The organism is Mesorhizobium sp. DCY119, from assembly GCF_003590645.1.
In the GTDB taxonomy this organism is placed as follows: Bacteria; Pseudomonadota; Alphaproteobacteria; order Rhizobiales; family Rhizobiaceae; genus Mesorhizobium_M.
Window position 1 is genome coordinate 2,449,885 of sequence record NZ_CP031834.1, and the last position, 24,888, is coordinate 2,474,772.

Consider the following 24,888-nt stretch of genomic DNA (forward strand, 5'->3'; position numbering starts at 1 on the left):
CTTCCGCAGGTCAAAGCAGCGGCTGGATGGCTGCGCAGACGCCCTTCAGCGCCTCTTCGACATTTGCGTCCGGCTTCCAGAGTGCGTCCATCTTCGGCGCCATCGCCGCGAATATCTGCGGGACCTTCTCATGTGCCGGGTGTACACGGCCCTTCACGATCGCGGCTGCGATACTCTTCATCTGGTCGGCAGGCACCAGCTTGTTGCTGTTGATGAAGGCGTCGCTCTCAAGAACCGACTTGCGTGCCGGCGGGAAGAACTGCGCCATGATGGCTACGTTCTCCTTCGTCGTCATCTCCGCGACAAGGTCGGCAGCGAGCTGCTTGTTCTTGCCCTGTTCGAAGACGACCAGCGCGGCCTGTCCAATGACCGGAGCCTCGCCTCCGGGACCGGTCGGGAGAGGCGCGATGCCCCACTTGAAGCCGGCCTCAGGCATCTTGGAGGCCCGCGATATCTGGTTGACCGTCATGGCGGAATTTCCGGAGAAGTAGTCTCCCTGTTCGCCAGGCGGCACGATCGTCTTGTCCTTGAAGACCATGTCGTGAAGCTGCTGCACGGCAGCGACTGCCTCCGGCTTGTCGAAGCCGCATTGGCCATCGGCCCACATCTCGCCGCCATAGGCGCGGATCGGAGGCAGCACCGCATGCGTCATGCGTGATGCATAGCCTTCGCCATCCTTGAATTCGAACGCCCACTTGCCAGGGTTTGCCTCGACGAGCTTCTTCGACACTTCCTGGAACTTCTTCATGTCCCACTCGCCCTTAGCGGCGAGCGCGCCCGGGTCTTCGAGACCTGCTTTGTCGAACATGTCCTTGTTGTAGTAGATCATGAACGGCGAGGTCGAGAATGGGATGCCGTAGACGGTTTCGCCATTCTGCCAGAGCGCCATGGCAGGCTGCGAGAAGTCGGCGAAATCATAGCCTTCCGCTGCCTTGACGGTCGGCCCGATATCCATCAGCAGGCCGGCGTTTTCGAAGGCGGGGGCTGCGTCTTCCATCATCCAGGCCGCATCCGGCGGATTGCCGCCGGCAACCTGGAAGGTCAGCTTCTGCGTATAGTCGGCGACGGGCACCGTCTCGAACTTCACGGTGACGCCGGGATGCTTGGCGATGAACTTTTCAGCGATGCCGTTCAGCATCTTGAGATGGGCTTCGCTGCCGGTCCAGACGGTCACGCGCAATTCCTGCGCGAGCGCTGCCCCGGACATCAGGCAAAGTGCCAGTGTGGAAGCGATTATTCCTGTTCGTGCACCTTTCATGGGTTCCTCCCCTTGGTGGTTAATCGTTATTGTTTATGTGTGCATGCGCAACGTTTGCGGACGGGCTGAAAGCCCCGTCATGCGGCTTCTCCCGGCAATGTTCCCGGAGCGTCGCCGATCGACCAGCCGCCATCGACGGGGATGTTCACGCCGGTGACGTAGGCGGCTGCATCGCTGCAGAGAAAGATGTAAGCGCCGACGAGATCCTCGGGCATGCCATGACGTCCGACCGGAATTTTGACGGCGACTGCGCGGCGGAATGCGGCGTCGCTGTAGCGGAGAGCTGTCGCTTCAGTCTCGATCGCGCCCGGCGACACGACGTTCATCGTCACGCCGCGCGGGGCAACGTCACGCGCCAGCGCCCTTATGGCTGTCAGCTGGGCAGATTTGAGCGAGGCGTAGACGATTGTTTCGGCGCGGGGACGGCTCGCCATGATGCTGCCTGTGGCAACGACGCGGCCCCAGCCGCGCTCGGCCATCGGCGGCAGGAATTTGCGCGCGAGAGTAATCAGCGCCGTGAAATTGGAGGCGACATGCGCCTCGATATGCGCCGGATCGGCGTCGTGCCAGGGGATGCGGCGCTCGATGGCGGCATTGGAAATGAGGATGTCTATTGGTCCTACCGTCGAGAGAACGTCATCGGCGAAGCTGTCGACAGCGGCCGGCTTGGTGAAATCGGCCTTGAAGACGGGCGTGCTGCCTCCCACCTCGCGGGCAGTGGCCTCGGCTCCGCCGGCATCGCCGAAATGGTGGATGACGATCTCGGCGCCCTGTGCTGCCAGGCCAAGTGCGACGGCGCGGCCGATGCCCGAACTGGCGCCGGTGACGAGCGCACGACGCCCCTCGAGTGAGAAGCGGCCTGCGCTCATTGGCGTCTGCCTTCGAGCTTGTCGGCGACTTCCAGAGAGGCGATGTCGGCGGCCTTGAAATGTGATTTGATCTTCGCTTCAGCAAGGTCGGCGTCGCCGGCGGAGATTGCGTCGAGAATCTCTTCGTGGCGCTTGATCGTCTGTCGCCAGTCGGCATCGGTCCGGTTCGAGCGCCGGGAGAACAGTTCGGAGACCTCGCGCTGCACTGAGCGAAGCCCTTCCATCTGAACACGTATCATCGTGTTTCCGGTCGCCATCGCCAGTCCGAGATGGAACAGGATATCGGCCTCCGTGAAACCCGCGGGATCGAGCAGGGACGTCTTCATGTCCTCGATCGCCTGGGTCATGGCCTTCAGCCCTTCGGGATCGCGGCGTTCGGCTGCAAGGCGAGCGATGCCGGTCTCGATGACGCGGCGCATTTCGTTGGCTTCCTGCAGGCTCTTCAGGCTGGAGCGGACCGCATAGCCGTAGATTCTCTCCATCGGCTCGCCGCTGATCGCTTTGGCCCGCGCTACCTTGCCTTGCTGGGTGAAGATCAATCCGGCAGCGGTCAGCTGGCGCAGTGCCTCGCGGGCGATCGGCTTGGACACGCCGAACTCACGCGCGATCTCGCCTTCGGGCGGCAAAGGCTCGCCGGGCTGGATGCGCCCGTCGAAGAGCGCTGCCGCAATCGCGTCCGACACGCTGTCCGCCAGGCGCAAGGGGCTTGCCTGCTTCGCTGAAAAGAACGGCTTCTTTGTTGTTGTCGCGGTCATTTGTTTTCCCAATTCAGGTTTGTTAGCACGACATCATAAAACTTAGCAACTAAGTTTATCAGTTGCCAAGCTGCTTGGCGATCGCTAGAACTGATGCATCGCACCTGCCGATAATACGGAACAGACGAAAAATCATGGACGTCGCGAGCCCCATAGTCTCAGACAAGATACGTATCACCGACGTTATCGCTCATCCTCTTACACAGAACCTGCCCAATCCCACCGTCACGTCGTGGGGTACCTATAGCCAGGTTTCGATCGTGCTGGTCGAGGTCAGGACGGACCAGGGGCTGGTCGGCGTTGGCGAAACGCTCGCGAGATTTGCACCCAAGGCCTATGCCGAACTGATCGAGACCTTGCTCAAGCCCCGGCTCGTTGGCCAGGATGCACGCGACATCCGTGGCCTGTGGCAGCAGATGCGCCGCGCGCTTTCCGGCCGGGCAGGCGGGATGCTGATCGAAGCGATTGCCGGCGTCGATATTGCGCTGTGGGACATACTGGGCAAGGCGGCGAATATGCCGATCGCAAAACTGCTCGGCGGCATGGGACGTGACAGGGTCGACGTCTATGCCGCCGCTGTGAACTGGATCGAAGACGACGCGGCTGACCGCGAACTCGAACGTTTCATCGCGGATGGATTTCCACGCATCAAGGTCAAGGTGGCCAAGCCGGTTCGCGATGCCTGCAGGCGCGTCGAGCGGCTGCGCAAGCGGGCAGGGGACCGGGTCGAACTCTGCGTCGATGCCAACTGGGCCTACAATCTCGAAGAGGCTGTCGAGGTCAGCAAGGCGCTGGCTGCAAACGGCTATTTCTGGTTCGAGGAACCGCTCGCGCCTGAAGACGAGGACGGCTATGAGGCGCTTCGTGCGCGCTCCGAAGTCCCGATCGCGGCAGGCGAAAGCAACTTCACCGTGGACCAGGCGCAGCGGCTGATAGCAAACCGCACGCTTTCCTACGTGCAGCCTGACGTCGCGCGCTCTGGCGGCATCTCCGAAACAATGCGGATTGCTCAATACGCCAACGTCCACAATATCGGCTATGCCCCGCATATCGGCATGTCCGGGATCGTCTGCGAAACCGCAAGCGTGCATCTGGCGGCGGCGATGCCGAACTTCAGGCTGCTGGAATGCGAATGCGACGGCAGCCCGTTCAAGACCGAACTTGCAGATCTGAAGCCCGGCTGCCTGCGCCAGAACGACGGCACTCTCGACGTGCCGGACAAACCGGGACTCGGCATCGAAATCGATTGGCAAGCCGTCGCCAGGCTCCGCACCGCATGAGGCACTTATCGTGACGTCCAAGAGCATTTCGGAAACCGCCGAAGCAATGCGCCTAGCGCTCCTGCGCGTCGACCCGGCGCTCAGCCGGTTCGATCCGCTCCCGCGCATAATTTCGCTGGACGACTTTTCGCGCGGCCATTGCGGTTGGTCGCAGCTGGTCGGCAATTACGAGGACCATCTCGACACGATGCTGCCGGGCTATGCCCAGCATTCGAGCGCAATGCTTTCGACACTCGGCCATTGGGAGGCGGGGTCGCATGGCGGCATGGATTCATCCTATGCTCTGAAGATCGCAACCCGGCCAAAGCCCGGCGCGCAGAACGTGGCGATCAAGCGTCACACGTTCCGCAAGCGCGGCCCTATCCGGTTCGAGGCCTATTTCACTTTCAAGCCCGAGGCCAACGAACTCAAGCTGTCGGAGACTGACGTCCGGTCCGTAGGCTTCCTCTTCGACCTGCAGGGGGGAGACCAGGATGCGGATGCGCAGCGTGTGATGCCGCATCTGCGCTTTCTCAACGCTGCCGATGGCAAGCACTGGCAGAAGTGGCAGTACAAGCGCGAGACGACGAAGTTCAAGGCGGTCGGCCCGGAGGATAAGACGTTGAGCCACTACCATCTCTCGCCGGATGGATGGCTCGACCTGCCCAATGCCGAACAGCGGCTTTGCTATAATGAGATTCCGACCAAGGTGAACTGGAGCTACCTGCGGTTTGATTTCGATCTTGAGACGATGAAAGCCACCGGCTTCCAGTGCAATGACCGAAACTTCGACCTTTCCGGCTTCGATTCGATCCGCATCCCGGCGATGAAGAACCTCTGGTGTATGCTCAACTTCTGCCTGTTCGTGGAGACCGACGTAGCCAAGCGGGCCTTCCTCTATGTCGACTCCATCTGCATCTCTGGAGACTTCTGATGCTGCCCGAAAACATAACTGCGGTCATTGCCCGCAACGAGCGGTGGACCGGCGAGGCGGCATGCGAGCCCTACGAGGCCGGATGGGCGCGCGAGGCCGTCTTCTTCGTCCGCGCGATCAACCCGCCTATTGGCCCGGCCCCCATGGCCTGGGTGGAGATTTCGCCCGACGGCATGCGCTGGATTCGCGAAGGCGCGGAGTTCCGCATGCCTTCCGAGCGCGACGGTATCGCATGCGCTCGCATTGCGCATTTCGGCAACTGGCTGCGCGTCGCGACGAAATTCGAGGACGGCGCGGAATGCACCGTCCTTGTCACGCTTCACCTCAAGGCTTGAAACCTTTTCACCCGAGATAAGCGCCTTGCGCGAGAAGTTCTCGGCGAATGTCCGCATAGTCGACATGGCGAGGCGTGCCGCGATTTCCGATCGACAGCGCTGCCGCGACGCCTGCCGCCTGGCCAAGTGCAAAGCATGGAGGCATGACACGGATTGCGCTGAGCGCTTCGTGCGTCGCCGATACCGCCCGGCCCGAGACCAGCAGCCCATCATGGCGCTTCGGCACCATGACCCGGTAGGGGATCTGGTAGACATTGGCGGTCGGCAACGCCTCGGCGGTGCCGCCGCCTGAGCCAGCAGGATCGTGAATGTCGAGCGGATAGCCGCAAAGTGCCACCACATCATCGAAGGCGCGTCCGCTGCGCAGGTCATCCAGCGTCAACTCGTAGTCGCCCTCGATGCGGCGTGTCTCACGCACGCCGATCTGCGTGGCGGTATCGCGCAGTTCCGCATTCTCGAAGCCCGGCAGTTCCTCACGGAAGAAGCGCAGCAGCGCCATCGTCTGCTCACGCCCCTGCATCTCGGCTTTCGTCAGGTCGCCAGCGTCGGCACCGTTGAGCTTGAGCACGCGACCCGTATTGATGCGCCAGACACCAGGCTCCATCGTCTTGTAGAGCCCGATGCCGCGCCGTGGCGCGGGGAAGCGGCCCGCGGCGGTCGCCGCAGCCACTATAGAGGCATAGGGGCGGAAGTCTTCGGGATGCCCTGCGACATAGGCCTCCACGGCGGCATCGTCGACATTTTGGACCCGGAAGAACAGCGTCTGCGGCTGTGCGAGGCCGTCGCTGTCGCGGCCGTGACGGGTGTGGACGCCGGCGTAGTGAGCAACGTCGCCGTCGGCCGAGCAATCGACGACGATGCGCGCCCGCGCTGCGCGGAGGCCGCCTTTTCCGGCGCAGACGACGCCTAGCACGCGCGGATTGGCGATATCGGGATCATCGACGATCGCATCCACCACCATTGTGTGGAGGAGCAGGTCGACACCTGCCTCCACACACATGCGCTGCGCGACGATCTTCGCGGCCTCGGGCTCGAAAGGCGTTACCTTGTCGTGGCCATAGACAATGAAGCCGCTGTACGGCGAACCGGCGGGCACCTTGCTGGGATGCATGGCGCCGCCGACTTCTATCATGTTCTGCACGAATTCTTCGAAGACGCCGCGGATGAGCTGCTCCGACCCGTCGAGCGAGTAGGACGTCATGCATGGGCCAACAAGTCCGGCGGTGAGATTGCCGCCGAGAAAGCCGTAGCGTTCGACCAGTCGCACCCGCACGCCGAGACGCGCCGCAGCGATGGCTGCGGAAATTCCCGAGGGTCCGCCGCCGATGACGAGGACATCGACCTCGTCGAGTTCCGGGATATGCGACGAATAGGCGTATGTGCGTTCGGTCTGCAGCATCGTCGTCTCCAGGATCAGCGGAACATCGACCCGCCATCGACGTCGAGGGCGGAGCCATAGGTGAAGCTCGCGGCGTCGGAGCAAAGGAACATGATGGCGGCCGCCATGTCGGTCGGCTTTCCCATGCGCCGCATTGGAAGATTTGCGGCGATGCGGTCCTTCAGCGCCTGGTCGATATGCGAATGCATGGGCGAATCGGTCGGGCCGGGATTCAGCGCGTTGATCCGCACTTTCTTGCCCGCCAGTTCGCGCGCCATCGACTTCACCAGCGACAGGGTTCCGGCTTTTGACGCTGCGTATGCGGTATCGGCAATGAGCCCGCCACCTCCGCAGACGCCCGCGTCGGACGCAACACAGACGATGTTGCCGCCTTGCGGATTTTCGAGGAAGCGCTTCACGCCGGCCTGTACGGTGAAGAACGTGCCGAGCAGGTTGACGCCGAGCACGCGCTCCCAATGCGCCCAGTCCTGTTCGAATATCCGCTTGGCGGTGATGACGGCGGCGCATGTCACCACATTGTCGAGACGCTCAAGCTTCTCGTCGCAATAGGCGAAGGCCTTCGAGATGCTGTCGGGATTGCTGACATCGACGGTCACGGCATGGATTTTCGCGCCACTTTCGCGCAGCGCTCCGGCATGCTGCTCAAGCCCCTTGGTGTCGCGGTCGCACATGATGACCTCCGCGCCTTTGGAAGCGAAAGCGCGTGCGGTTTCGAGCCCCATGCCGCTGGCTGCGCCGGTAATCAGTACGGACCGACCGGCGAAGGCGTCGTTTGCGAATGTGGCGTAGTTATCAGTCATATCCACTCCATTGATGTCGGGAATTGCGGCCGCTCAGGCCAAGTAGAGGCTGCCATTCACGTTGAGAGTGGGTGGCGTTGATGTAGCTGTCATTGGTCGAAGGCGAAGAACCGAGGCGACGTTGTCATGTGACAAGTAACTTAGCTGCTAAGTTGAGTAGTTGTAAAGTAGGTCTGTATCGTCCTCGGCGGATCGACTGAATGCCGGGTGGACAGCAGCGCAACGGGCGAGGGAACGCGGCCTGAACACCGCCGAAAGTCATGTCGAAAAGCGCTTGCAGAGGTTCCGCCACCCTGCGGCCTGATAACCGTACTCGACGGGCATCCGGCAACCCTGGCATGGCTTGGGTCGATGCGCGGACATCGCACGCGGTCACTGGGTGTCGAGCATTTCGGCCAAACCGGAACGATCGCCGATCTCTAAAGGCGTCATGAGATAGATGCCGCAGGCATCCTGAAAGCTGCCGAGGTGCTTATTCCGGGCGGGCCCATTCGTCATGGGTTAGGTATTCTGAGTCCAACTAATCGTACGTGACTGCGCCCGTCCGTGTGTTTCAAAACCTCACGATCCGGGCGCGCCAAACGTGCTTCTGCAGGCTGTTGCGGTCATCGACGATCGACCGCGGTGTCAGCCTCTATTGCATGCGGGCGGCCGCTTGCCGAACCAGTTCCATCCGACGCTGTTTGGCGACCTTGATCCGGTCTTGTGAGATAGCCAGGACTGCCGGCGAGGCGGTGTCGGGGGAGCCCGCATTGAACGGCGGCTGCGGATTGTATTCGAGCCGTAACTGGATCGTCTCCGCCGCCGTCGGATCCACCAGATGCGCAATAACGGTGAGTGCGAGATCGATACCAGCAGTCACGCCGCCTCCGGTCAGCCGGTTGCGGTCGACGCAAACCCTCTCGCGGGAAAGCTCAACGCCCAGCAGAGGCAGGGCTTCGCGAGCGCTCCAGTGCGTGGCTGCCCGGTATCCCTTCAACAAACCCGCGGCGGCAAGCACGAGGGATCCAGTACAGACCGATGTGACGAATCTTGCGCCTTCGGCCTGCCTGCGCAGGAAATCCAGCACCTCATCGTCACCCAACAGATCGTCCGTGCCGTAGCCGCCGGGCACGCAGATCACGTCGAGCTGCGGGCAGTCGGCGAAGGTGGTCGTCGGCGGAATACGCAACGGCGTGTCGCTCTGCACAGGCTCTAGTGTCTTCCACACGAGATGGACTTTCGCACCAGGCAGACTCGAAAAGACCTGAAGCGGCCCGGTCATGTCCAACTGGGTAACAAGGGGGAAGACCAGCAAGCCGATCTGCAGGGAATTGGACATTGGTAACCTCTGATTGAAACTTGACATGGGGAATTTGCCATGATTTGCCTTTATCCAAAATGCCATAGTTCCCTTAATTACGGACATTGAACTTGATCGCCATTCTGATCTTTCCGGGCTTCCAGCTGCTCGATGCATCCGGCCCTGCATCCGTCTTCGAGTTGGCGCAACGTTTCGCCCAAACCGGGCCAAACGTGTGCATGGTGGCGGCGCGTCCGGGCCCGGTGAGGAGCTCAGCCGGTATCGAGCTGGTCGCGTCGGGGTTAAAGGATGACGGCTCTATCTCAACGCTCATCGTTGCAGGCGGGCTGGGCGTGGAAGAGGCTGCGGATTGCGGGAAGACGCTGTCTTTCGTACGGCGCCTTTCCGAACGGGGTGCGCGCATAGCTAGCGTCTGTTCGGGTGCCTACGTCCTGGCAGCCGCGGGCCTCCTGAATGGCCGAAAGGCGACGACACACTGGTCACGGACGCAGGACTTCGTCTCGCGGTATCCCGAAGTGCGATTGGACCCCGACCGGATATTCCTGAACGAAGGTAATATCTGGACCTCTGCCGGAATCACCGCCGGCATCGACCTTGCACTGGCGATGGTTTCCGAAGATTTCGGCGAGAAGGTCGCAAAGAGCGTCGCCCGACAGCTTGTGCTGTACCATCGCCGCAGTGGTGGGCAGTCGCAATTCTCGTCATTGCTGGAATTGAAGACGCCGAACGGCCGCTTTGGCCCGTTGTTGTCGTGGGTGCGCGAGAACCTCGACAAGCCACTCAACGTGGAAACGCTTGCCGAGCGCGCGGGCATCAGCCCCCGCCATTTCGCGCGGGTGTTTACCGCCGAAACGGGGTGCACACCATCGAAGGCGATCGAGAGATTGCGGCTCGAAGTGGCCCGCGAGCGGGTGCAGTCGTCGGGCGAACTGATTGAGCGCGTCGCGGAGACCACCGGCTTCGGGGATGCCGAGAGGATGCGGCGTGCTTTTGTCCGCGCATTCGGCCATCCCCCGCAATCCGTGCGCCGGGAATCCCGCACTGGCTAGGTTGCAGAGCCTAAGAGGGTGTCTTCGTATCGCCAAATGTGAGAGCCGGGCTTGGCCTGACGCCGGATCTCACGCTTGCACCCGCCGGGCAGATATCGCGGGGCTAATTCGGTAGGCACCCTGGGCCAAACTCGGCCTATGCCGAACACCTTTAAGCCTTTCTGGAGATGAGATGCACTTCCGCCCTGGCATGGCAGGAATTGATGGAAATCCGGCATTGCGGATATCTGACGTCGGATTTAACCTTCCGACCATAGGCAAAAAATTGCCGAGCAAGTCCAGGCTGGCGCACGATGGCCGTGCGTGCCGAGGACCGCAAAAGCGGGCTCTATAATGGGAACAAGAATGAAGATGCCGAAGGAATTCACTTGCCTTTCTTGCGGTGCGAACGGCCGTGACTCGCTCACCGCTCCCGCCACCTCTCTTTCCGTAAGGGGCGTATCTGCGGCGGTGCGCTCAGCGACCAATTAGGCCCGCTCACAGACCTTGCCGGCCCGAGTTCGGTCATTGCCGCAAAACTAACCTCTGTGGAATTCTAGGCGCTGGGCAAGTCGCTCAACGACGGGATTATTGCGGCCAACCATCAGAACAAGGCCGATGTCGGCAGCCAGATCGCCCGCAGCTGGTGTGAGGCGGAAGGCCTGGACGTTCTCGTAGGCATCGGCACCTCCGCTGGGGCTGGCAGTTCAGGCGCTGCCGGGCGAAAGAGCAAGCTCGTTACTCTGCGCCCCAACATATTTTTCAGACCATTCTGGGCGGGAAATTTTCCGCCACACGCCCGTTCGACCAGACACGCGGCGAACGACAGATCACGCAATCACCCGCCAGAAAAGGAGAGGTCATGCTGACCCCATCGCAAATCGACGCCGCCATTTCCCAGAACTGGGAGCGCCAGATCGAATGGCTGCGGACCCTGACGCAGTTTCCCAGCGAACGCGGCCTTGAAGGGCCCTGCCAGGACTGGATCGCCGGCTCGTTCCGCGAACGCGGATGGAACGTCGACCGCTATATGCTGTCGGATGTGGCGATGAGCACGCTGCCAGGTTTTTCGCCGGTCACCGATACGGATTACGAAAAGGCGGTGCAGGTGGTCGCGGCCATTCGCGCTCCGAACCCGGTTGGCCGCAGCCTTATCCTCCAGGGCCATGTCGATGTGGTGCCGACTGGACCGCTGGAGATGTGGTCGCATGCGCCCTATGGCGGGGAGATCGTCGATGGCAAGCTCTATGGGCGCGGCACCTGCGACATGAAATCCGGCGTAGCCGCCATGGTCTTCGCGCTCGATGCCTTGCGCACCGCTGGTTACCTGCCGGGAAGCGACGTCTATGTGCAGACGGTGACGGAGGAGGAATCCACCGGCAACGGCGCTCTGTCGACATTGGCGCGAGGTTATCGTGCCAATGCTTGCCTCATCCCCGAGCCAACCGGCTTGCGTATCGGCCGCGGCCAGATCGGTGTCATGTGGTTTCGCCTGTCGGTGAAGGGCATTCCGGCCCATGTCGTCGAAAGCGAGCAGGGCACCAATGCTATCCTCTCCACCTACCGCCTGATCGAGGCGCTGCAGGCCTTCACCCTGGAACTCAACGATCGGGTCAAATCCCATCCCTGGTATTCGAAGCTCAGCTCGCCGATTAATTTCAATCCAGGCAAAATCCGAGGGGGCGACTGGGCAAGCTCGACACCTGCCTGGTGTGAATTGGATTGCCGCATCGCCGTGCTGCCCGGCACGCCGCTGGACGCTTTCCGCCAGGAGATCATCGATGTGGTGATGAAGGCCGCCGCCGCAGACCCCTTCCTGGCAGCCAATCCGCCCGAGGTTATCTGGAACGGTTTCCAGGCCGATGACTACATTCTGGAGCCTGGCGGCGAATTCGAGACGGCGGTGCGCGCCGCTCATCTGGCGACGACCGGCCAAGACGCTGAAGACTGGCTGATCACCGGCGTCACCGACAGCCGTTTCTACGGCCGCTATTACGACATTCCGAGCCTCTGCTACGGCGCCAGAGGCCTGCGCGCCCATGGCTTTGACGAATATGTCGAGCTGGAGAGCGTCAGGCAGACCACTCGCGTCATCGCCGATTTCATCCAACGCTGGTGTGGCCTTCGGGCGATCTGAGAGGGAAGGGCATCATGATAGACCGGAAATCGCAGTCGACCCGCGCCGCCATCGGCTCGTTCGTCGGCACCACCATCGAATGGTATGACTTCTACATTTATGGCTTCGCGGCAGCCTTGGTCTTCGGGCCGCTGTTCTTTACCGGGGCCTCGCCGTATATCGCGACGCTGTCGGCTTTTGGCACCTTTGCGGTTGGCTTTTTCGCCCGGCCGCTTGGCGGACTGATCTTCGGCCATCTCGGCGACCGAATGGGCCGTAAGAACATACTGGTCATCACGCTTGTCATGATGGGCTGCGCTACGGCTCTGATCGGCCTGCTGCCGACTTATGCCGAAATCGGCTTCTGGGCGCCGGTGCTGTTGGTCGCGCTGCGCGTCTTGCAGGGGATCGCGGTCGGAGGTGAGTGGGGCGGGGCAGTGCTTTTGGCGGCCGAACATGCCCCGAAGGGGCGACAGACCTTCTTCGCCTCGTTCGCCCAACTCGGCAGCCCCGCCGGCCTGGTGCTGGCGCTGCTCGCCTTCCGCGTTGCCGGGCTCGTCGACTCGGAGGTATTCCTGAGCTGGGGTTGGCGCGTGCCCTTCCTGGTCAGTATCGCGCTGCTCGTCGTTGGCCTCGTTATCCGCCTCAACATCGAGGAAACGCCCGAATTCGAGGCGATGAAGAAAAGCGCCCAGACCTCCGCGATGCCAGCGGCGGAAGTTTTCCGCGACTGGCGCAGCGCTATCTTCCTCGCCATGGGTGCCAATACCTTCGGCATTGCGGCAGTCTACTTCTACAACACCTTCCTCGTCACCTACGCGACGCAATATGCCGGCATCGACCGCTCGACCATTCTCGAAGCATTGTTCTGGACGGCGATCGCGCAATTCCTCTTCCAGCCGCTCGGCGCCCGCATTTCCGAGAAAATGGGCAATGAGGGGCTATTCTTGAAAATTTGCTTAGCCGGTGCGATGCTGACGCCTTATCCTCTGTTCATGGTCGTCGAAACCGGCAATTACGCTCTGATTCAGATCGGACTGATCGTCAATATCATCTTCGGCGCCTTCTCCTATGCCGTCATCGCCGGCTATATCTCACAGATATTCCCTGCAAGGGTGCGCTACAGCGCGATCTCTATTGCCTATCAGTTCTGCGCGGCGCTTGCCGGCGGCCTAACTCCGGTGCTGGGTACGGTGCTGGCGCAAGAGTTCAAGGGAGAGTGGTGGCCGCTTGCCGTCTTCGCCAGCGCCCTTGCCGGTGTCTCGTTCGTCTGCGTCTCGCTGCTTGATAGATATCGACGAGGGGAATTGGGACAGAGATGGAGCGGACAGAATAGTGGGAGCGAGGAGGTCAAGGCGTGATCTTCGTTAGGAAAACCGACCTGCAGAAACCATCCATTGTTTGCTGATCGACCAAACGCCGTCTGGCCTTAACGTGCAAGCAGGGCATCGAGGCACGACCTTCACCCCGCAGCGAAAGCCAGAAGCACGATGGTGGCAACGACATCTCCGTTGCCACCATTAGGACGTTTGCTATCCGCCGACACTTTTTTCAGTGACGTGTTAAGGATTGAAATCTCCAGGCGAACACGTTGCTTTGATTGATCAAACCGCCTGATCCTGGAACGCCTTGGACATCAGCATCGAGTGTATGAGTGCCGCGCGCGGCGCGATGGCCGAGACGAGGATGTGCTCATGAACCGCGTGGGCGCCGGCGCCATTCAAGCCAAATCCGTCGAGCACAGGAAGGCCGAGCGCCGCCAGGAAGTTGCCGTCGGAGCCACCGCCGCGCGAGGTTTCGCCAAGATCGAGGCCGAGCGCTGCGCCGAGTGCCTTTGTGGCATCGTAGAGGCGGGCAACTTGCTTGGTCTTCGCGAAAACCGGCCGGTTGAGTTCGCCGGTGATTTCGAGTTCGACGTCCGGCGTTACCGCCTTGCGGGTCGTAAGCTCGCGCAGCAAGCGGTCGGCGCTTTCCGGGCAGGTCGCGCGCATATCGACACCGAACGTCGCGAAAGCGGGAACCACGTTGAGGCGGGTTCCACCCTGGAATGTCCCCACGTTGAACGAGGAACCTTCGTTATTGTTGTTCATCGCTTCGATCGCAACGATCTGGTGAGCGAGTTCGTGGATAGCGCTGCGCCCATCAGACAGGTTGCCGCCTGCATGGGACGAACGGCCATGCGCTGTGAAGGTAAAGAACGCGACGCCCTTGCGGGCGGTGATCAGCGTACCGGGATCGCCGAAGGCCGGTTCCGGGATCAGGTTGAAAAACGCCTCGGAGCCGATTTCCTCGATTGTGGCGCGGGAAGCCCCGCTACCGGTTTCCTCGTCGCCATTCAGGTAGACGACGATCGGCCGCGGCGGCACCAGTCCCTGGCTTGCAATACGGCGCAGTGTTTCGGTTGCAAGGAAAGAGCCGGCCTTCATATCGAAGATGCCCGGTCCATAAACCTTGTCGCCCTCGCGTTTTACCGGCATGGTTTCCAGCGTGCCGGCAGTCCAGACCGTGTCGATATGACCCAAGAGCGCGACCGGCTTGCCGCTCGATCCCTCAGGCGCATAGGTGAGCACGAGCTGGCCGGCGCCTTTCTCGCAGGCGGGAATTCGGCGCCGCTCTACCGGGAGCCCTTCGAAACTTGCTTCCACATGGTCGTAGAAGATGTCGATCAGGTCGTGCCGTTCGGACGGGGTTTCGAACTTTACCCAGCGGATGATCCCTTCGAGAAAGGCTTCCGCGTCGATATCCTTGGGCTGAATGATGTTGTCGTACTGCATTGATTCCTCACGCTGCCGTTGTCTCGCTGCCACCGAGGCGGAAACCGTAATGTTCCAGGGCAAACTCTTCGGTGATGTAACCGTCCACCAGATCCGCTTCGACCTGAGCCCGGTCGCGCAGCGCCGGATCGCCCCAGCCGCCACCGCCCGGAAGGCGGATTTCGACGATGTCGCCGGCAACCAGCGACATGGAGCTGGTCGCATCAAGCTGGATGACCTCGTCGCCGCGAACGACGAAAAGCGATGCACGGCTCGCGTCGTGTCCCTTCTCGCTGCCCTTGGGCGGCAGGCGGAAACGGTCGGAGTAAAGGCTGAGGATGACGTCGTCGGACTGTATTCGATATCGGCGGAAGATGCCCATGCCGCCGTTGAACTGCCCCGCGCCCATCGAATTCTGAACGAGGCCGAAGCTTTCCATGCGCACATGCGGGTGCAACTGTTCGATCGACTCCGCCGGCGTGATCCGGCATGACGACAAGACGTGGTCCGTGGCGTGGATGGCATCGTAGCCCTTCGCCGCGCCCCAACCGCCGCCGAGTACGTCGAGATGGATCGCTGCCGTCTTGCCGGGTTGAGTATGCGAGAGGAAGAAGGCGGTCGTCGCGTTGTTGCCCTGGGCCGGAGTTCTTTCCGGAAGCGCCTGGCCGAGCGCATTGTGGACTGCATCGAGCGCCCGGCAGCCAGAGGTCCCGCGCGCCCGCACCGCGGCGCCCGGCCGCGGATTAAGCACCGATCCCTCCGGGAATATCAGCGTCAAAGGCCGGTTGCAGCCGTCGTTGGCGGGCATTTCAGTATCCGCCAGGATGCTTCTGATTGCTGTGACCGCCGCCGCGATGCTGCTGGCGATCGGTGAATTGAACATGCTGGGCAGTTGTTCCGCAGAGCCAGTGAAGTCCAGTACCGCCTCATCGCCCTTGATTGTGACGTTGACGCAGATCTTCACCGCCCCTGCGTCGAAGTTGCGGCCGTTGCTGTCGATCCAAGCCTCACCGTACCAGCTGCCATCCGGAATTTCGGCGATCGCCGCGCGCATCCGCCGTTCGCTGTAATCGAGCACTTCCGACATGGCTTCGGTCACATGGTCAATGCCGTAACGGCGGACGAGATCGAGCACGCGCTCGGCGCCGATGCGGTTTGCGGCAAACTGGGCGTCCATGTCGCCGCGGCCGATATCGGGCGTGCGGATGTTGGCGAAGATCATCCGCTCGATCGTGCCGCCATTCCAGTCGCGGTGGATATTTCCGCGTACCGGCGGAATGACGATGCCTTCCTGGATCAGTTCGATCGCCGCAACGTTGACGCCGACCGTGCCGCCGCCGATATCGAGATGGTGGGCGGTGCTGCCGGACCATGCGATCAGCTTTTTGTCGAAGAAGATCGGCGTGAAAAGAATGATGTCGTTGAGATGCTGGCCGCCGCTATAGGGATCATTCAGCAGGATGAAGTCGTCCGGCCCGATGTCCGTCATATCGACTGTATCGGCCGCCGCCCGGAACGACCCGTTCAGCGCAGCCGTCTGCATGGGGATCATGTCAGCCTGTCCGATGACCCGTCCCTCGGCATCGAGAAGCGCCGTGGAGCAGTCGCGCGCCTCGCGAACCACCGCAGAAAAGGCAGAACGGATCAGGTTTCTCGCCATCTCGTCCGCGGCGGCCTGGAAGCCGCGCGCTATGATCGTCAGGATCGTCTTGTCCGTGCTCATCGCTTGTCCCTCAGTAGTAGATCGCCGCTCGGCAGGCACTCGGCTTCCCAGCCTGCCGGCACGACGACGGTCGATGTCGGTTCGGCCAGAATGGCAGGTCCGCTGACCTTGCCGCCTACGGCTATGTTTCTGCGCAGTGCAAACTGCGCCTGATGCCGCTTGCCGCCGAGCTGCACATCGATCATGTCGCTGCCTGCGGACGATGCCGCAGCCTCCGGCACCGGCGTGGTCACGCCGTCTGCGCCTGCCTTGTAGAGACGCAGACGGTAGGCCACGACTTCAACGTCGAGCGATCCACGCGCATAGCCGTAGCGAAGGCGGTGTTCGTCCTCGAAAAGCTGGCGCAGCTTCGTTGCATCCAGTGGTTCGCCTGCGGTCCAGATCGTCAGTTCAAATGCCTGGCTTGCATACCGCATATCCAGACCGACGATGATCTCGAACTCTTCGCCTGCAAGACCGCTCGATGCCGCAACATCTCCCGCCATCTCCCGCAATCTTTCGATCCGCGCGAAATCCAGTGTCGCGTCGCATAGCGTATGCAGATCGCTGCTGGAGGCATCGATGATCGTGTCTGCGATCAGCAGGCCGAAAGCGCTGGCAAGACCGGGCGACCACGGCACGAGAACCTCGCGAATGCCTATCTCCTCCGCGACCATTGCTCCGTGCAGCGGGCCACCGCCGCCAAAGGCCACCATTGTGAAGGTTCGCGGGTCGATCCCGCGTCCGGTCGATACAAGACGCACGGCGCTTGCCATGTTGCTGTTGACGAGACGAAGGATCGAATCCGCCTTCTGCTCGGCGCTGACCGGAAGGTCGATCGTCGCCAGCGCGGCCATGGCCGCATCCATGTCGAGCGTCATCTTGCCGCCGAAGAACCGATCCGCGCGCAACAGGCCTGTAACCAATTGCGCATCGGTGACGGTCGGCCGGTTGCCGCCGTGGCCATAGCAAGCCGGACCGGGACGCGCACCGGCGCTTTCCGGGCCGACGGTCAGGAAGCCGCCACGGTCGACTGAGGCAATGCTTCCGCCACCGGCCCCGATGGTTTCCATGTCCACCGAAGCGGTCCGTACCGGAAGGCCGTCGATGGTGAGTTCGGCAACCGTTCCGGGAACGAGGTTCGGAGCAAGCGCGACATCGGTACTGGTACCGCCCATGTCGAGCGTGATGATGTTTTCGATACCGTTTCTTCTTGCAAACCAGATCGCGGCGCGCACGCCCGCGGCCGGACCTGACAACAGCATGCGAACCGCATTGCTGCCTGCCGCCGAGGCCGGCATGACGCCACCGTTCGATTGCATGATGTGCAGGACGCCGTCATAGCCTTTCTGACGCAGTCCCTTGTCGAGCTTGCCGATATAGTTTTCGACCACCGGCCCCACGAAGGAGTTGACGACGGTGGTGACACTCCGCTCGTATTCGCGAAATTCCGGCGAGACCTCGTAGCTGGCCGAGACCGCAACACCCGGCGCACGCTCGCGGATCATCTCGGCAATCGCGCGTTCATGTTCCGGATTGCGATAGGCATGCAGAAGGCTGACGGCGATGCCATCGACACCTTCGTCCAGCAGGCCCTGAATGACCGCCCAGGCGGCGGTGAGGTCGATCGCCTTGACAATCTCTCCGTCGGGTCCGACGCGCTCGTCGATTTCGCGGATCATGCTGCGGCGGATCAGTGGAGGAGACCGCCGGTATTGCATGCTGTAGATGTCATGATCACGCTCGCCTCGTCCGATCACCAGCACGTCGCGAAAGCCGCGCGTCGTGAGCAGCGCAACCTTCGCACCGCGGCGCGTGATCAGGGCATTGGTGGCGACGGTCGAACCGTGTGTGATCTGCGAAAGCGCGGATACGTTTGCCCCGGATTCGCCGATGACGTTGAAGACAGCTTCGTGGATCGCCTGTGGGGTGGATGGGGTCTTGCCGGTCTGCAGGACTCCGTCTTCCCGGAGCCACACCATGTCGGTAAAGGTGCCGCCGATTTCCACGCCGATCCTGCTCCCCCCCGTGGACTGAGGATGAGTTGTCACTTCCATAAACTGTTAGCTCCTTCTGGCGCGTTACGCGCTATGACGGTTCAAACCCTGTCCATTCGAGGCTTCAGGCCTTCCAGGCAGGGCGATTTTTGCGATTTTCTTCCTCTTCGGCATCAACGGACGGAACCGCCTCGATGAGCGTCCGCGTCCATTCGCTCTGGGGGCGGGACAGGACGTCGTCGGTCGGCCCCATTTCGACTATCTTGCCGTTGAACATCACCGCCGTGCGGTCTGCTATGGCGCGCACGACGCCGAGATTGTGGGTGATGACGATGTAAGTGAGACCTTCCCTTTCCCTCAGGTCTTTCAGGAATTCCAGGACGACGGCCTGAACGGAAACGTCCAGCGCCGACGTCGGCTCATCGAGGATCAAGATCTCCGGCTCCAGCGCCAGCGCACGCGCGATGGCGATGCGCTGCTTCTGGCCGCCGCTCAAGGAGCGGGGCTTGCGTTTGAGGAAGTGCGTTGGCACCGATACTTTGGCAAGCAGTTGCTCGACCTTTGACCGGCGTTCCTTCCTGTCACGCATTCCACGCAGCTTCAGTGGCAGTCCGACGATATCTTCGATCGTCTGCCGTGGATTGAGAGAGGAACCTGGATCCTGGAAAACCATCTGGACACGATCGTCCGGGCGTGCCGATCCTCCCCGTCCTGATGCCGCCGTCGTGCCGAGATCGATATCGACGCTGCCCGACGTCGGGGCGAGATTGCCGGCGATGATCTGGGCGATAGTCGTTTTTCCCGAACCGGATTCGCCGACCAGCGCGAATGTCTCGCCACGCGCGACCTTGAAATCGACGCCCCGGACGGCTTGCGCCGATCCGAAGTTTCGAACGAGATCTCGGACCGTTATGACCGGAGTGGCCTCGGGCGAAATCGCCTTGTGTTCGATCAGGGCGTCGTCATGCAGGCGCGGAATTGCTGCAACCAGCTTCCTTGTGTAAGCATGCTCGGGAGCGTCGAGAAGCTCGCGGGTCGGCCGCGCTTCCACGACGCTGCCATTCAGCATCACATAGCTTCGGGAGCAGAGCCAGCGCGCTACGCCGAGGTCGTGTGTGATGTAGAGACCGGCCAGTTTCTCGCGTTCTACGAGTTCCTGAATAAGATCGACCGTTCGCTTCTGGACGGTGGCGTCGAGCGCCGTGGTCGGCTCATCGGCAACCAGAAGCCGCGGACGGCCGCTCATTGCGATGGCGAGAAGCACGCGCTGCCGCATGCCGCCCGAAAGCTGATGGGGATAGGAACCCATGACTCGCTTCACGTCGCGGATATGGACGATATCGAGCAGATGCATTGCATGTTCCCGCGCGGAGGCCACCGCGGATCGGCTGCATTTCAACCGCAGATAACGGCTGAGACTCTGCTCCGAGCGTCCCCATACGATGAAATCGACCATCTGGCCGCCAATGGTGAAGGACGGGTTCAGGGCCGCCATCGGATCCTGCGGCACGTATGCGATGTATTGCTTGAGAGCCGTCCGCTCACGACCGGAAATCGTCAGGAGATCCTGCCCGAACAAGCGGGCCTCGCCCGATATCACCCGGGCGTTGTCGGCGACCACGCCGAGTAGATATTTGGCCGTGACGGTCTTGCCCGAGCCTGATTCACCCACCAGGCCGACGATTTCGCCTTCCCTGACGCTGATATCGATGTCGTTGAGAACCTGGCGAAAGCCTTCGCTTGTCTGAAATCCAAGGCAAAAGGACTTCAGTTCGACGAGTGGAGCCGCCGATGCCGAAATCTCTCCATGCGGGTTTTGACCCCCTGACAGTACTTTGTACTCGTTTTCACGATCGTGCAGCTTCACAAGCTTTTCCATGGGATTTCGTCAGGCCGCGCGCGGATGTACGGAATTGGAGATACCCATCCGGATCCAGCTCTCGCAGGTCGTCAGGGCGGCCAGCGCCGGGTCGATGACCGGAATGCTGGCTTTGAGCTGGCTGGCAACGCCGAACAGCGCCATGCATCCCAGAACGACGCAGTCCGCCTGGTCCTCGCGGGCCGCCAGTTCCACTTCGCGCGTCAGCAGTTCGATCGTGTTGTTCATGTCGGTGCGTAGTTCGAGCACCGGGCGGTCCACCTGCCTGACCTTCACGAGCGCAGACCCATAACCGTAGCCCTGCACACGCTGACGCGTCATGGGAACGTCGCCGCGGGGAATGACGATGGTGAAGCGCCTTCCGATGTTCGTGGCAATCCCGCACGATGCCATCAGCGGGCCGACCACCGGCACGGAAACCTCTTGGCGAAGGCTGTCCAGCGCCGGATCGGCTGCGCACCACGGAATGATGCCATGGATGCCCGTGAGATCGCGCGCCCTTACATTCCTGACGATCTCGACGGCGGCTTCGTCGCGCTGCGCTTCCGTCTCAATGCTTTCAGGGCCGAGATCGTTGCGCCACATGGCCAGTTCGGTTCCGGCCGATGCGTTTGCCTCGAGGAACTGCCGGCGCAGGTCCAGCACGTCTGCGGGCATTGTCGAATTGGGTACGACCACTGCAATCTTCATTGATTCAAATACTCCAGATCGATGGTTGGGACATCCAGCCGGCCGCCTATTCGTCGGCCAGAACGTCTCTCAATCCGTCGCCGATCATGTTGAGGCTGACCACGACCATGAAGATCGCAAGGCCGGGGAAAAGTGATACCCACCACGACTCCGGCATGTAATTGCGGCCCGTCGCGACGATGAGCCCCCATTCCGGAGTCGGCGGGTTAGCACCCGCGCCGAGAAAACTGATCGAGGTGCCGATCAGGATCACGGCGCCGGCGTCGAGCGACGCTGCAACGAGAAGTGACGACGCCATGTTCGGAAGGATTTCGCGAAACAGGATGTGGCGGTCGGAAGCGCCCATCTGGCGCGCCGCCAGTACGTATTTCTCGTGCTTGAGCGACAGTGTCTGTCCATGGGCGATGCGGGCGAATACGCGCCACCACACCAAAGACAACGCGACCATCGCATTAACGAGGCTCGGTCCAAGCAGGACGCTGATGCCGAGCGCCAGAACAAGTGCCGGGATGGACGAAAAGACATCGACGATGCGCATGAGCACGATTTCCGTGCGGCCGCCGTAGTAGCCCGCCACGAGCCCGATCGGAACGCCGACCACAACCGCAGCGACCATGACGACGAACGCCATTCCGAGAGAGAGCGCTGCACCGTTCATGACGCGGGTCAGGACGTCGCGGCCAGCCTCGTCGGTGCCGAACAGGTAATCGATGGAAGGCGGCTGGAGCATCCGATCGAAATGCAGCGCGTCCAGCGCGTCTTCAGGGTAGGGCGCGATCCAGGGCGCGAAGATCGCCACGAAGACCAGTATCGCCAGGCAGACAAAGCCGATGGCCGCCGTCCTGTTGTGGAAGAAGCGCTTTACGGTCCTGAAACGGACTTCCGGCACGTACGCTTCCTGTTCCAGTCCTGCTGCGGCGCTCATGTTGTTTCTCCCGAACGGATACGCGGGTCGAGGATCGGATAGATGGTCTCCACCAGAAAGTTGATGACCACCACGAACAGGCATACGACCATGGTGACGCCGACGACCCCGTTGAAGTCGTTGGCAATGATCGCGTCTGCGCCGAAACGGGCGATGCCTGGCCATCCGAACACTTTCTCGACCACGAAGCTGGAACCGATCATGATCGGCACAAGGAAGCCTATGATCGTCAGGGTCGGAGTGAAGGCGTTTCGCAGCACGAATTTGTAGTTGATGATCAGCGGATGAACGCCCAACGCCCTGGCAAGTTCAGGATAGGGCTTTTCCAACTCGTCGATCATGTTGGCTCGGGTCATGCGCATGATCGTTGCCAAAGGCCCTGTGGAGAGCACGATCGCAGGCGCCACCAGATGCCGCAGACTGTCGGTGAAAGCGCTGAAGTTGCCGGCCAGCAGGGAGTCGATGGTCATGAAGCCGGTCACAGTCAGGGGCGGGGGGCCGCTGATGCGCCCGGTGATAGGCAGCATCGCCAGGGCCAACCCGAAGACGAGCTGCAGGACGATGCCGATCCAGAATTGCGGAAAGGAAACTCCGGCCAGGGCGATGAAGCGGGACAGGCCGTCGATGAAGCGATCACGGCGAACAGCCGCAATCACGCCAAGCGGAACGCCGACGACAATGGCGATCAGAAGGGAGGCGAATATCAGCTCCAGAGTGGCGGGAAGCCGGGAGGCGATGACCTCGCCGACATCGCGTCGTTCGACCAGAGACAAGCCGAACTCACCCTTGAGCGCGCCGGTCACGAAGTTGACGTACTGCATGACCAGAGGCTGGTCGAGGCCGAGCTGGCTGCGCAATTGCGCAACCTGCTCGCCACTCGCCCGGTCACCGAGCGCCGCCGCCACCGGATCGCCCGGCAGAACCCGCGTCAGCAGGAACACCAGAACGGACACCCCGAAGAGAACGACAATCATCTGCGCCACGCGCTGCAGAAGGCTCTTCAAACTCATGACCACTCCGATTTCCAGCCTGTCGGGCAGCAGCCCATTCTACCGTTTCTGGTTGTTTTGGAAGTCTTTGCTATTCTGGTCGATGGCCCAGTTTTCGAAGCGCATGTCGTAGAAGATAGCGCCTGCGCTTGGCGGGAAGCCCTTGACGTAATCCCATGACGTGACCTGCCGTACTTCGGTATGGGAGAAGACGGCGGGGCTGTCTTCGGCGATGAGCTTGTTGGCCTGGCAGTAGCTGTCGGTCTGGACCTTGGGGTCGGTGGAGTGGATGCCGGCCTGGACGAGCTCGGTGACCTTGGGGTTTTCGTAATACATGCCGCCCGGGGGGTAGGGATCGCCCCAGCCGGACTTGGTGTAGTAGTTCAGGAACAGGGTGGGGTCGGAGACCTTGGCCGGATCGTAGTAGAGAACGAAATCGTAGGCAGTCTCGGGCTTGGTCTGAGCCTGGACGATGTCGGCCCAGCGGACCGGCCGCACTTCGGTCGGGATACCGATCTTGGTGAGGTTGGTGGCCAAAAGCATCGCGACGTTGTTGAAGCGATCACTTCCGGCAACGGCAGCAATCTGCAGCTTGCGCTTGGACAGCTCGCCGGCCGGATATTTCGACTTGGACAGGTATTCGCGCGCCTTGGCGAGATCGAAGGGATAGGTGGTGACACCCTCGCAGCCCGGCAGCATCTCGGCGGGAACCGGACCTGCCAGTGGACCGCCGGCGCCGAGGATGTGCTTGGTCACGGTGTCGCGGTCATAGGCGCTGGCCACCGCCCTGCGGACCCAGACGTCGTCGAGCGGCGCACGGGCATTGTCCATGATCACGAACCACGGCGACGGCATGGTGTCCTCGCGCCGCTGCATGGCCTGCAACTCGCCGAGCTGACGCTGCACGGTGCTGGGAAGGGTCGGGTCGCCGATGTCGAGCTCGCCCGCCCGAAGCTTGGTGACGATCGTGGCGATCTCAGGGGTCACCTGAAACTCCACGGTCGCGGGGGCTTCGCCTTTCTGCGGCGCTAGCGTATAGCCGTCGAACTTCTTCAGCCGCAGGATCTCGCCGGGCCGGTAGGTTTCCAGCTCATAGGGGCCGGAGCCCGCATCGTTGGTGCGCAGGAAAGCATTGCCGTAATCCTGCATCTCGCCGAAGGCGCCGGGCTTCAGGTTGGCGAGTATCAGGTCCTTGTTGACGATGCGAAACAGAAGCAACGCCTTGAGGAAGCTCGAGTTGGGCGAGTCCAGCTTGAAGGTGACGGTGTCGCCCTCGTAGGAGACGCCGCTGGCGTTGATCATGCGGAAGCTCGATGCGGACGGGCCGTTGACGGTCAGCATCCGCACCATCGAGAACGCGACGTCCTCGGCGGTGATCTCGCTGCCGTCGTGGAATTTCTGGCCGGCGCGGATCTTGAAGGCGTATTCGCGCCCGTCCGGGGAAATCGTCCAGGACTCGGCAAGCCATGGCTTTACGCCCTTTTCGGCATCAGGCCACAGAAGCGTGTCGTAGGAATTGTACATGGCGACCAGTTCCCAGTAATTGGTGCCATAGACCGGATCGAGCGTGCTGACCTCCATGACGGTGCCCCATCGCAGTGCTGCACCGGAACCGGTGGCCTGAGCCGGTGCCGTTCCGGCCGATACGGCGGCCGTCGTCAAAAAAGCTAAAGCGGCGGTCCCGGCGAGACCGCGCAACATCGTGCGCATGACCATGATTGTCCCCTTTTTTTGCAGCCGGCGGGTCAGGGCCGGCATGTCGGTTGGCCGGATATTGCAAGCGCGGGCCATCAGCGACAAGTGCCGATTTGACATTGTCCGGTGACAAAAAAACACCAATTGCACACACCAAAGGCAATCCTTCTAACCCCCCATCAACTTGCGTAGATCGGGGGTC

Annotated in this window: 20 protein-coding genes and 1 pseudogene; 7 read left to right on the forward strand and 14 right to left on the reverse strand. The window is 61.7% G+C overall.

All coding sequences use genetic code 11. The features are described from left to right. Positions 1 to 10 precede the first annotated feature (10 nt). From DZG07_RS11815 to DZG07_RS11825, 3 genes are all read right to left on the reverse strand, one after another. Complete coding sequence (locus DZG07_RS11815) at positions 11 to 1,258, reverse strand: sugar ABC transporter substrate-binding protein (RefSeq protein ID WP_119817242.1); 1,248 nt, start codon at positions 1,256 to 1,258, stop codon at positions 11 to 13. 77 nt (positions 1,259 to 1,335) lie between these two features. Then, a complete protein-coding gene (locus DZG07_RS11820; protein WP_119817244.1) occupies positions 1,336 to 2,127 on the reverse strand; it encodes an SDR family oxidoreductase in 792 nt (263 codons plus the stop codon). Then, positions 2,124 to 2,882: a FadR/GntR family transcriptional regulator gene (locus tag DZG07_RS11825; RefSeq protein WP_119817247.1), complete on the reverse strand. Its 759-nt coding sequence runs from the start codon at positions 2,880 to 2,882 to the stop codon at positions 2,124 to 2,126. The genes DZG07_RS11820 and DZG07_RS11825 overlap by 4 nt, the downstream gene beginning before the upstream one ends. A gap of 134 nt (positions 2,883 to 3,016) precedes the next feature. Here DZG07_RS11825 and DZG07_RS11830 point away from each other — a divergent pair, with 134 nt between their 5' ends. Genes DZG07_RS11830 through DZG07_RS11840 form a run of 3 tightly spaced genes read left to right on the forward strand, consistent with a single transcriptional unit; the run spans position 3,017 to position 5,410 of the window. After that, entirely contained in the window at positions 3,017 to 4,162 is a 1,146-nt protein-coding gene (locus tag DZG07_RS11830; RefSeq protein ID WP_091912548.1) for a mandelate racemase/muconate lactonizing enzyme family protein, read from the forward strand. A 46-nt stretch (positions 4,163 to 4,208) separates the two neighbouring features. After that, complete coding sequence (locus DZG07_RS11835) at positions 4,209 to 5,075, forward strand: DUF6772 family protein (protein WP_091912854.1); 867 nt, start codon at positions 4,209 to 4,211, stop codon at positions 5,073 to 5,075. After that, the gene (locus DZG07_RS11840; RefSeq protein ID WP_091912550.1) at positions 5,075 to 5,410 is read left to right on the forward strand and encodes a hypothetical protein; all 336 of its coding nucleotides are present in this window, start codon (positions 5,075 to 5,077) and stop codon (positions 5,408 to 5,410) included. The genes DZG07_RS11835 and DZG07_RS11840 overlap by 1 nt, the downstream gene beginning before the upstream one ends. A gap of 7 nt (positions 5,411 to 5,417) precedes the next feature. Here DZG07_RS11840 and DZG07_RS11845 read toward each other — a convergent pair whose 3' ends face one another. Both DZG07_RS11845 and DZG07_RS11850 read right to left on the reverse strand, forming a co-directional pair. After that, positions 5,418 to 6,809, reverse strand: a complete 1,392-nt coding sequence (locus tag DZG07_RS11845) for an FAD-dependent oxidoreductase (RefSeq protein WP_119817250.1) — start codon at positions 6,807 to 6,809, stop codon at positions 5,418 to 5,420. A 14-nt stretch (positions 6,810 to 6,823) separates the two neighbouring features. Then, positions 6,824 to 7,609 carry an SDR family oxidoreductase gene (locus DZG07_RS11850; protein ID WP_119817253.1) on the reverse strand — a complete coding sequence of 262 codons (786 nt, stop codon included), beginning with the start codon at positions 7,607 to 7,609 and terminating at the stop codon, positions 6,824 to 6,826. A gap of 181 nt (positions 7,610 to 7,790) precedes the next feature. On the opposite strand from DZG07_RS11850, the pseudogene DZG07_RS24210 reads away from it, so the two are divergent. Beyond that, positions 7,791 to 8,143: pseudogene (locus DZG07_RS24210) on the forward strand (transketolase); the annotation flags it as partial. Between the two features lie 100 nt (positions 8,144 to 8,243). Here DZG07_RS24210 and DZG07_RS11860 read toward each other — a convergent pair. After that, positions 8,244 to 8,930 carry a DJ-1/PfpI family protein gene (locus DZG07_RS11860; protein WP_119817256.1) on the reverse strand — a complete coding sequence of 229 codons (687 nt, stop codon included), beginning with the start codon at positions 8,928 to 8,930 and terminating at the stop codon, positions 8,244 to 8,246. A gap of 92 nt (positions 8,931 to 9,022) precedes the next feature. Between DZG07_RS11860 and DZG07_RS11865 the strand changes: the two genes are divergently transcribed. The 3 genes from DZG07_RS11865 to DZG07_RS11875 all read left to right on the forward strand — a co-directional run bounded on the left by DZG07_RS11865 (position 9,023) and on the right by DZG07_RS11875 (position 13,417). Further along, on the forward strand, positions 9,023 to 9,961 hold the full coding sequence (locus tag DZG07_RS11865; protein WP_119821653.1) for a GlxA family transcriptional regulator: 939 nt from the start codon (positions 9,023 to 9,025) through the stop codon (positions 9,959 to 9,961). A gap of 841 nt (positions 9,962 to 10,802) precedes the next feature. Continuing rightward, positions 10,803 to 12,077: an ArgE/DapE family deacylase gene (locus DZG07_RS11870; RefSeq protein WP_119817259.1), complete on the forward strand. Its 1,275-nt coding sequence runs from the start codon at positions 10,803 to 10,805 to the stop codon at positions 12,075 to 12,077. 14 nt (positions 12,078 to 12,091) lie between these two features. Then, positions 12,092 to 13,417, forward strand: a complete 1,326-nt coding sequence (locus DZG07_RS11875; protein ID WP_119821655.1) for an MFS transporter — start codon at positions 12,092 to 12,094, stop codon at positions 13,415 to 13,417. A gap of 243 nt (positions 13,418 to 13,660) precedes the next feature. Here DZG07_RS11875 and DZG07_RS11880 read toward each other — a convergent pair whose 3' ends face one another. The 8 genes from DZG07_RS11880 to DZG07_RS11915 all read right to left on the reverse strand — a co-directional run bounded on the left by DZG07_RS11880 (position 13,661) and on the right by DZG07_RS11915 (position 24,707). Then, positions 13,661 to 14,830 carry a M20 family metallopeptidase gene (locus DZG07_RS11880; protein WP_162931602.1) on the reverse strand — a complete coding sequence of 390 codons (1,170 nt, stop codon included), beginning with the start codon at positions 14,828 to 14,830 and terminating at the stop codon, positions 13,661 to 13,663. Positions 14,831 to 14,837: 7 nt separating this feature from the next. Further along, positions 14,838 to 16,532 (reverse strand): hydantoinase B/oxoprolinase family protein, encoded by a 1,695-nt coding sequence (locus DZG07_RS11885; protein ID WP_119817265.1) that lies wholly within the window; start codon positions 16,530 to 16,532, stop codon positions 14,838 to 14,840. Then, complete coding sequence (locus DZG07_RS11890; RefSeq protein WP_162931603.1) at positions 16,529 to 18,520, reverse strand: hydantoinase/oxoprolinase family protein; 1,992 nt, start codon at positions 18,518 to 18,520, stop codon at positions 16,529 to 16,531. The genes DZG07_RS11885 and DZG07_RS11890 overlap by 4 nt, the downstream gene beginning before the upstream one ends. 112 nt (positions 18,521 to 18,632) lie before the next feature. Further along, positions 18,633 to 20,387 (reverse strand): ABC transporter ATP-binding protein, encoded by a 1,755-nt coding sequence (locus DZG07_RS11895; protein WP_119817271.1) that lies wholly within the window; start codon positions 20,385 to 20,387, stop codon positions 18,633 to 18,635. Positions 20,388 to 20,396: 9 nt separating this feature from the next. Then, a complete protein-coding gene (locus DZG07_RS11900; RefSeq protein ID WP_091912568.1) occupies positions 20,397 to 21,077 on the reverse strand; it encodes an aspartate/glutamate racemase family protein in 681 nt (226 codons plus the stop codon). Positions 21,078 to 21,123: 46 nt separating this feature from the next. Continuing rightward, entirely contained in the window at positions 21,124 to 22,002 is an 879-nt protein-coding gene (locus DZG07_RS11905; protein WP_119817274.1) for an ABC transporter permease, read from the reverse strand. Then, a complete protein-coding gene (locus DZG07_RS11910; RefSeq protein WP_119817277.1) occupies positions 21,999 to 23,012 on the reverse strand; it encodes an ABC transporter permease in 1,014 nt (337 codons plus the stop codon). Before DZG07_RS11910 ends, DZG07_RS11905 begins: the two co-directional genes overlap by 4 nt. 39 nt (positions 23,013 to 23,051) lie before the next feature. After that, on the reverse strand, positions 23,052 to 24,707 hold the full coding sequence (locus tag DZG07_RS11915; protein ID WP_162931604.1) for an ABC transporter substrate-binding protein: 1,656 nt from the start codon (positions 24,705 to 24,707) through the stop codon (positions 23,052 to 23,054). Positions 24,708 to 24,888 lie beyond the last annotated feature (181 nt).

Coding starts and splice junctions, on each gene's coding strand:
- DZG07_RS11815 (WP_119817242.1), bottom strand. CDS start 1,258: ATGAAAGGTGCACGAACAGGAATAATCGCTTCCACACTGGCACTTTGC.
- DZG07_RS11820 (WP_119817244.1), bottom strand. CDS start 2,127: ATGAGCGCAGGCCGCTTCTCACTCGAGGGGCGTCGTGCGCTCGTCACC.
- DZG07_RS11825 (WP_119817247.1), bottom strand. CDS start 2,882: ATGACCGCGACAACAACAAAGAAGCCGTTCTTTTCAGCGAAGCAGGCA.
- DZG07_RS11830 (WP_091912548.1), top strand. CDS start 3,017: ATGGACGTCGCGAGCCCCATAGTCTCAGACAAGATACGTATCACCGAC.
- DZG07_RS11835 (WP_091912854.1), top strand. CDS start 4,209: ATGCGCCTAGCGCTCCTGCGCGTCGACCCGGCGCTCAGCCGGTTCGAT.
- DZG07_RS11840 (WP_091912550.1), top strand. CDS start 5,075: ATGCTGCCCGAAAACATAACTGCGGTCATTGCCCGCAACGAGCGGTGG.
- DZG07_RS11845 (WP_119817250.1), bottom strand. CDS start 6,809: ATGCTGCAGACCGAACGCACATACGCCTATTCGTCGCATATCCCGGAA.
- DZG07_RS11850 (WP_119817253.1), bottom strand. CDS start 7,609: ATGACTGATAACTACGCCACATTCGCAAACGACGCCTTCGCCGGTCGG.
- DZG07_RS11860 (WP_119817256.1), bottom strand. CDS start 8,930: ATGTCCAATTCCCTGCAGATCGGCTTGCTGGTCTTCCCCCTTGTTACC.
- DZG07_RS11870 (WP_119817259.1), top strand. CDS start 10,803: ATGCTGACCCCATCGCAAATCGACGCCGCCATTTCCCAGAACTGGGAG.
- DZG07_RS11875 (WP_119821655.1), top strand. CDS start 12,092: ATGATAGACCGGAAATCGCAGTCGACCCGCGCCGCCATCGGCTCGTTC.
- DZG07_RS11880 (WP_162931602.1), bottom strand. CDS start 14,830: ATGCAGTACGACAACATCATTCAGCCCAAGGATATCGACGCGGAAGCC.
- DZG07_RS11885 (WP_119817265.1), bottom strand. CDS start 16,532: ATGAGCACGGACAAGACGATCCTGACGATCATAGCGCGCGGCTTCCAG.
- DZG07_RS11895 (WP_119817271.1), bottom strand. CDS start 20,387: ATGGAAAAGCTTGTGAAGCTGCACGATCGTGAAAACGAGTACAAAGTA.
- DZG07_RS11900 (WP_091912568.1), bottom strand. CDS start 21,077: ATGAAGATTGCAGTGGTCGTACCCAATTCGACAATGCCCGCAGACGTG.
- DZG07_RS11905 (WP_119817274.1), bottom strand. CDS start 22,002: ATGAGCGCCGCAGCAGGACTGGAACAGGAAGCGTACGTGCCGGAAGTC.
- DZG07_RS11910 (WP_119817277.1), bottom strand. CDS start 23,012: ATGAGTTTGAAGAGCCTTCTGCAGCGCGTGGCGCAGATGATTGTCGTT.
- DZG07_RS11915 (WP_162931604.1), bottom strand. CDS start 24,707: ATGGTCATGCGCACGATGTTGCGCGGTCTCGCCGGGACCGCCGCTTTA.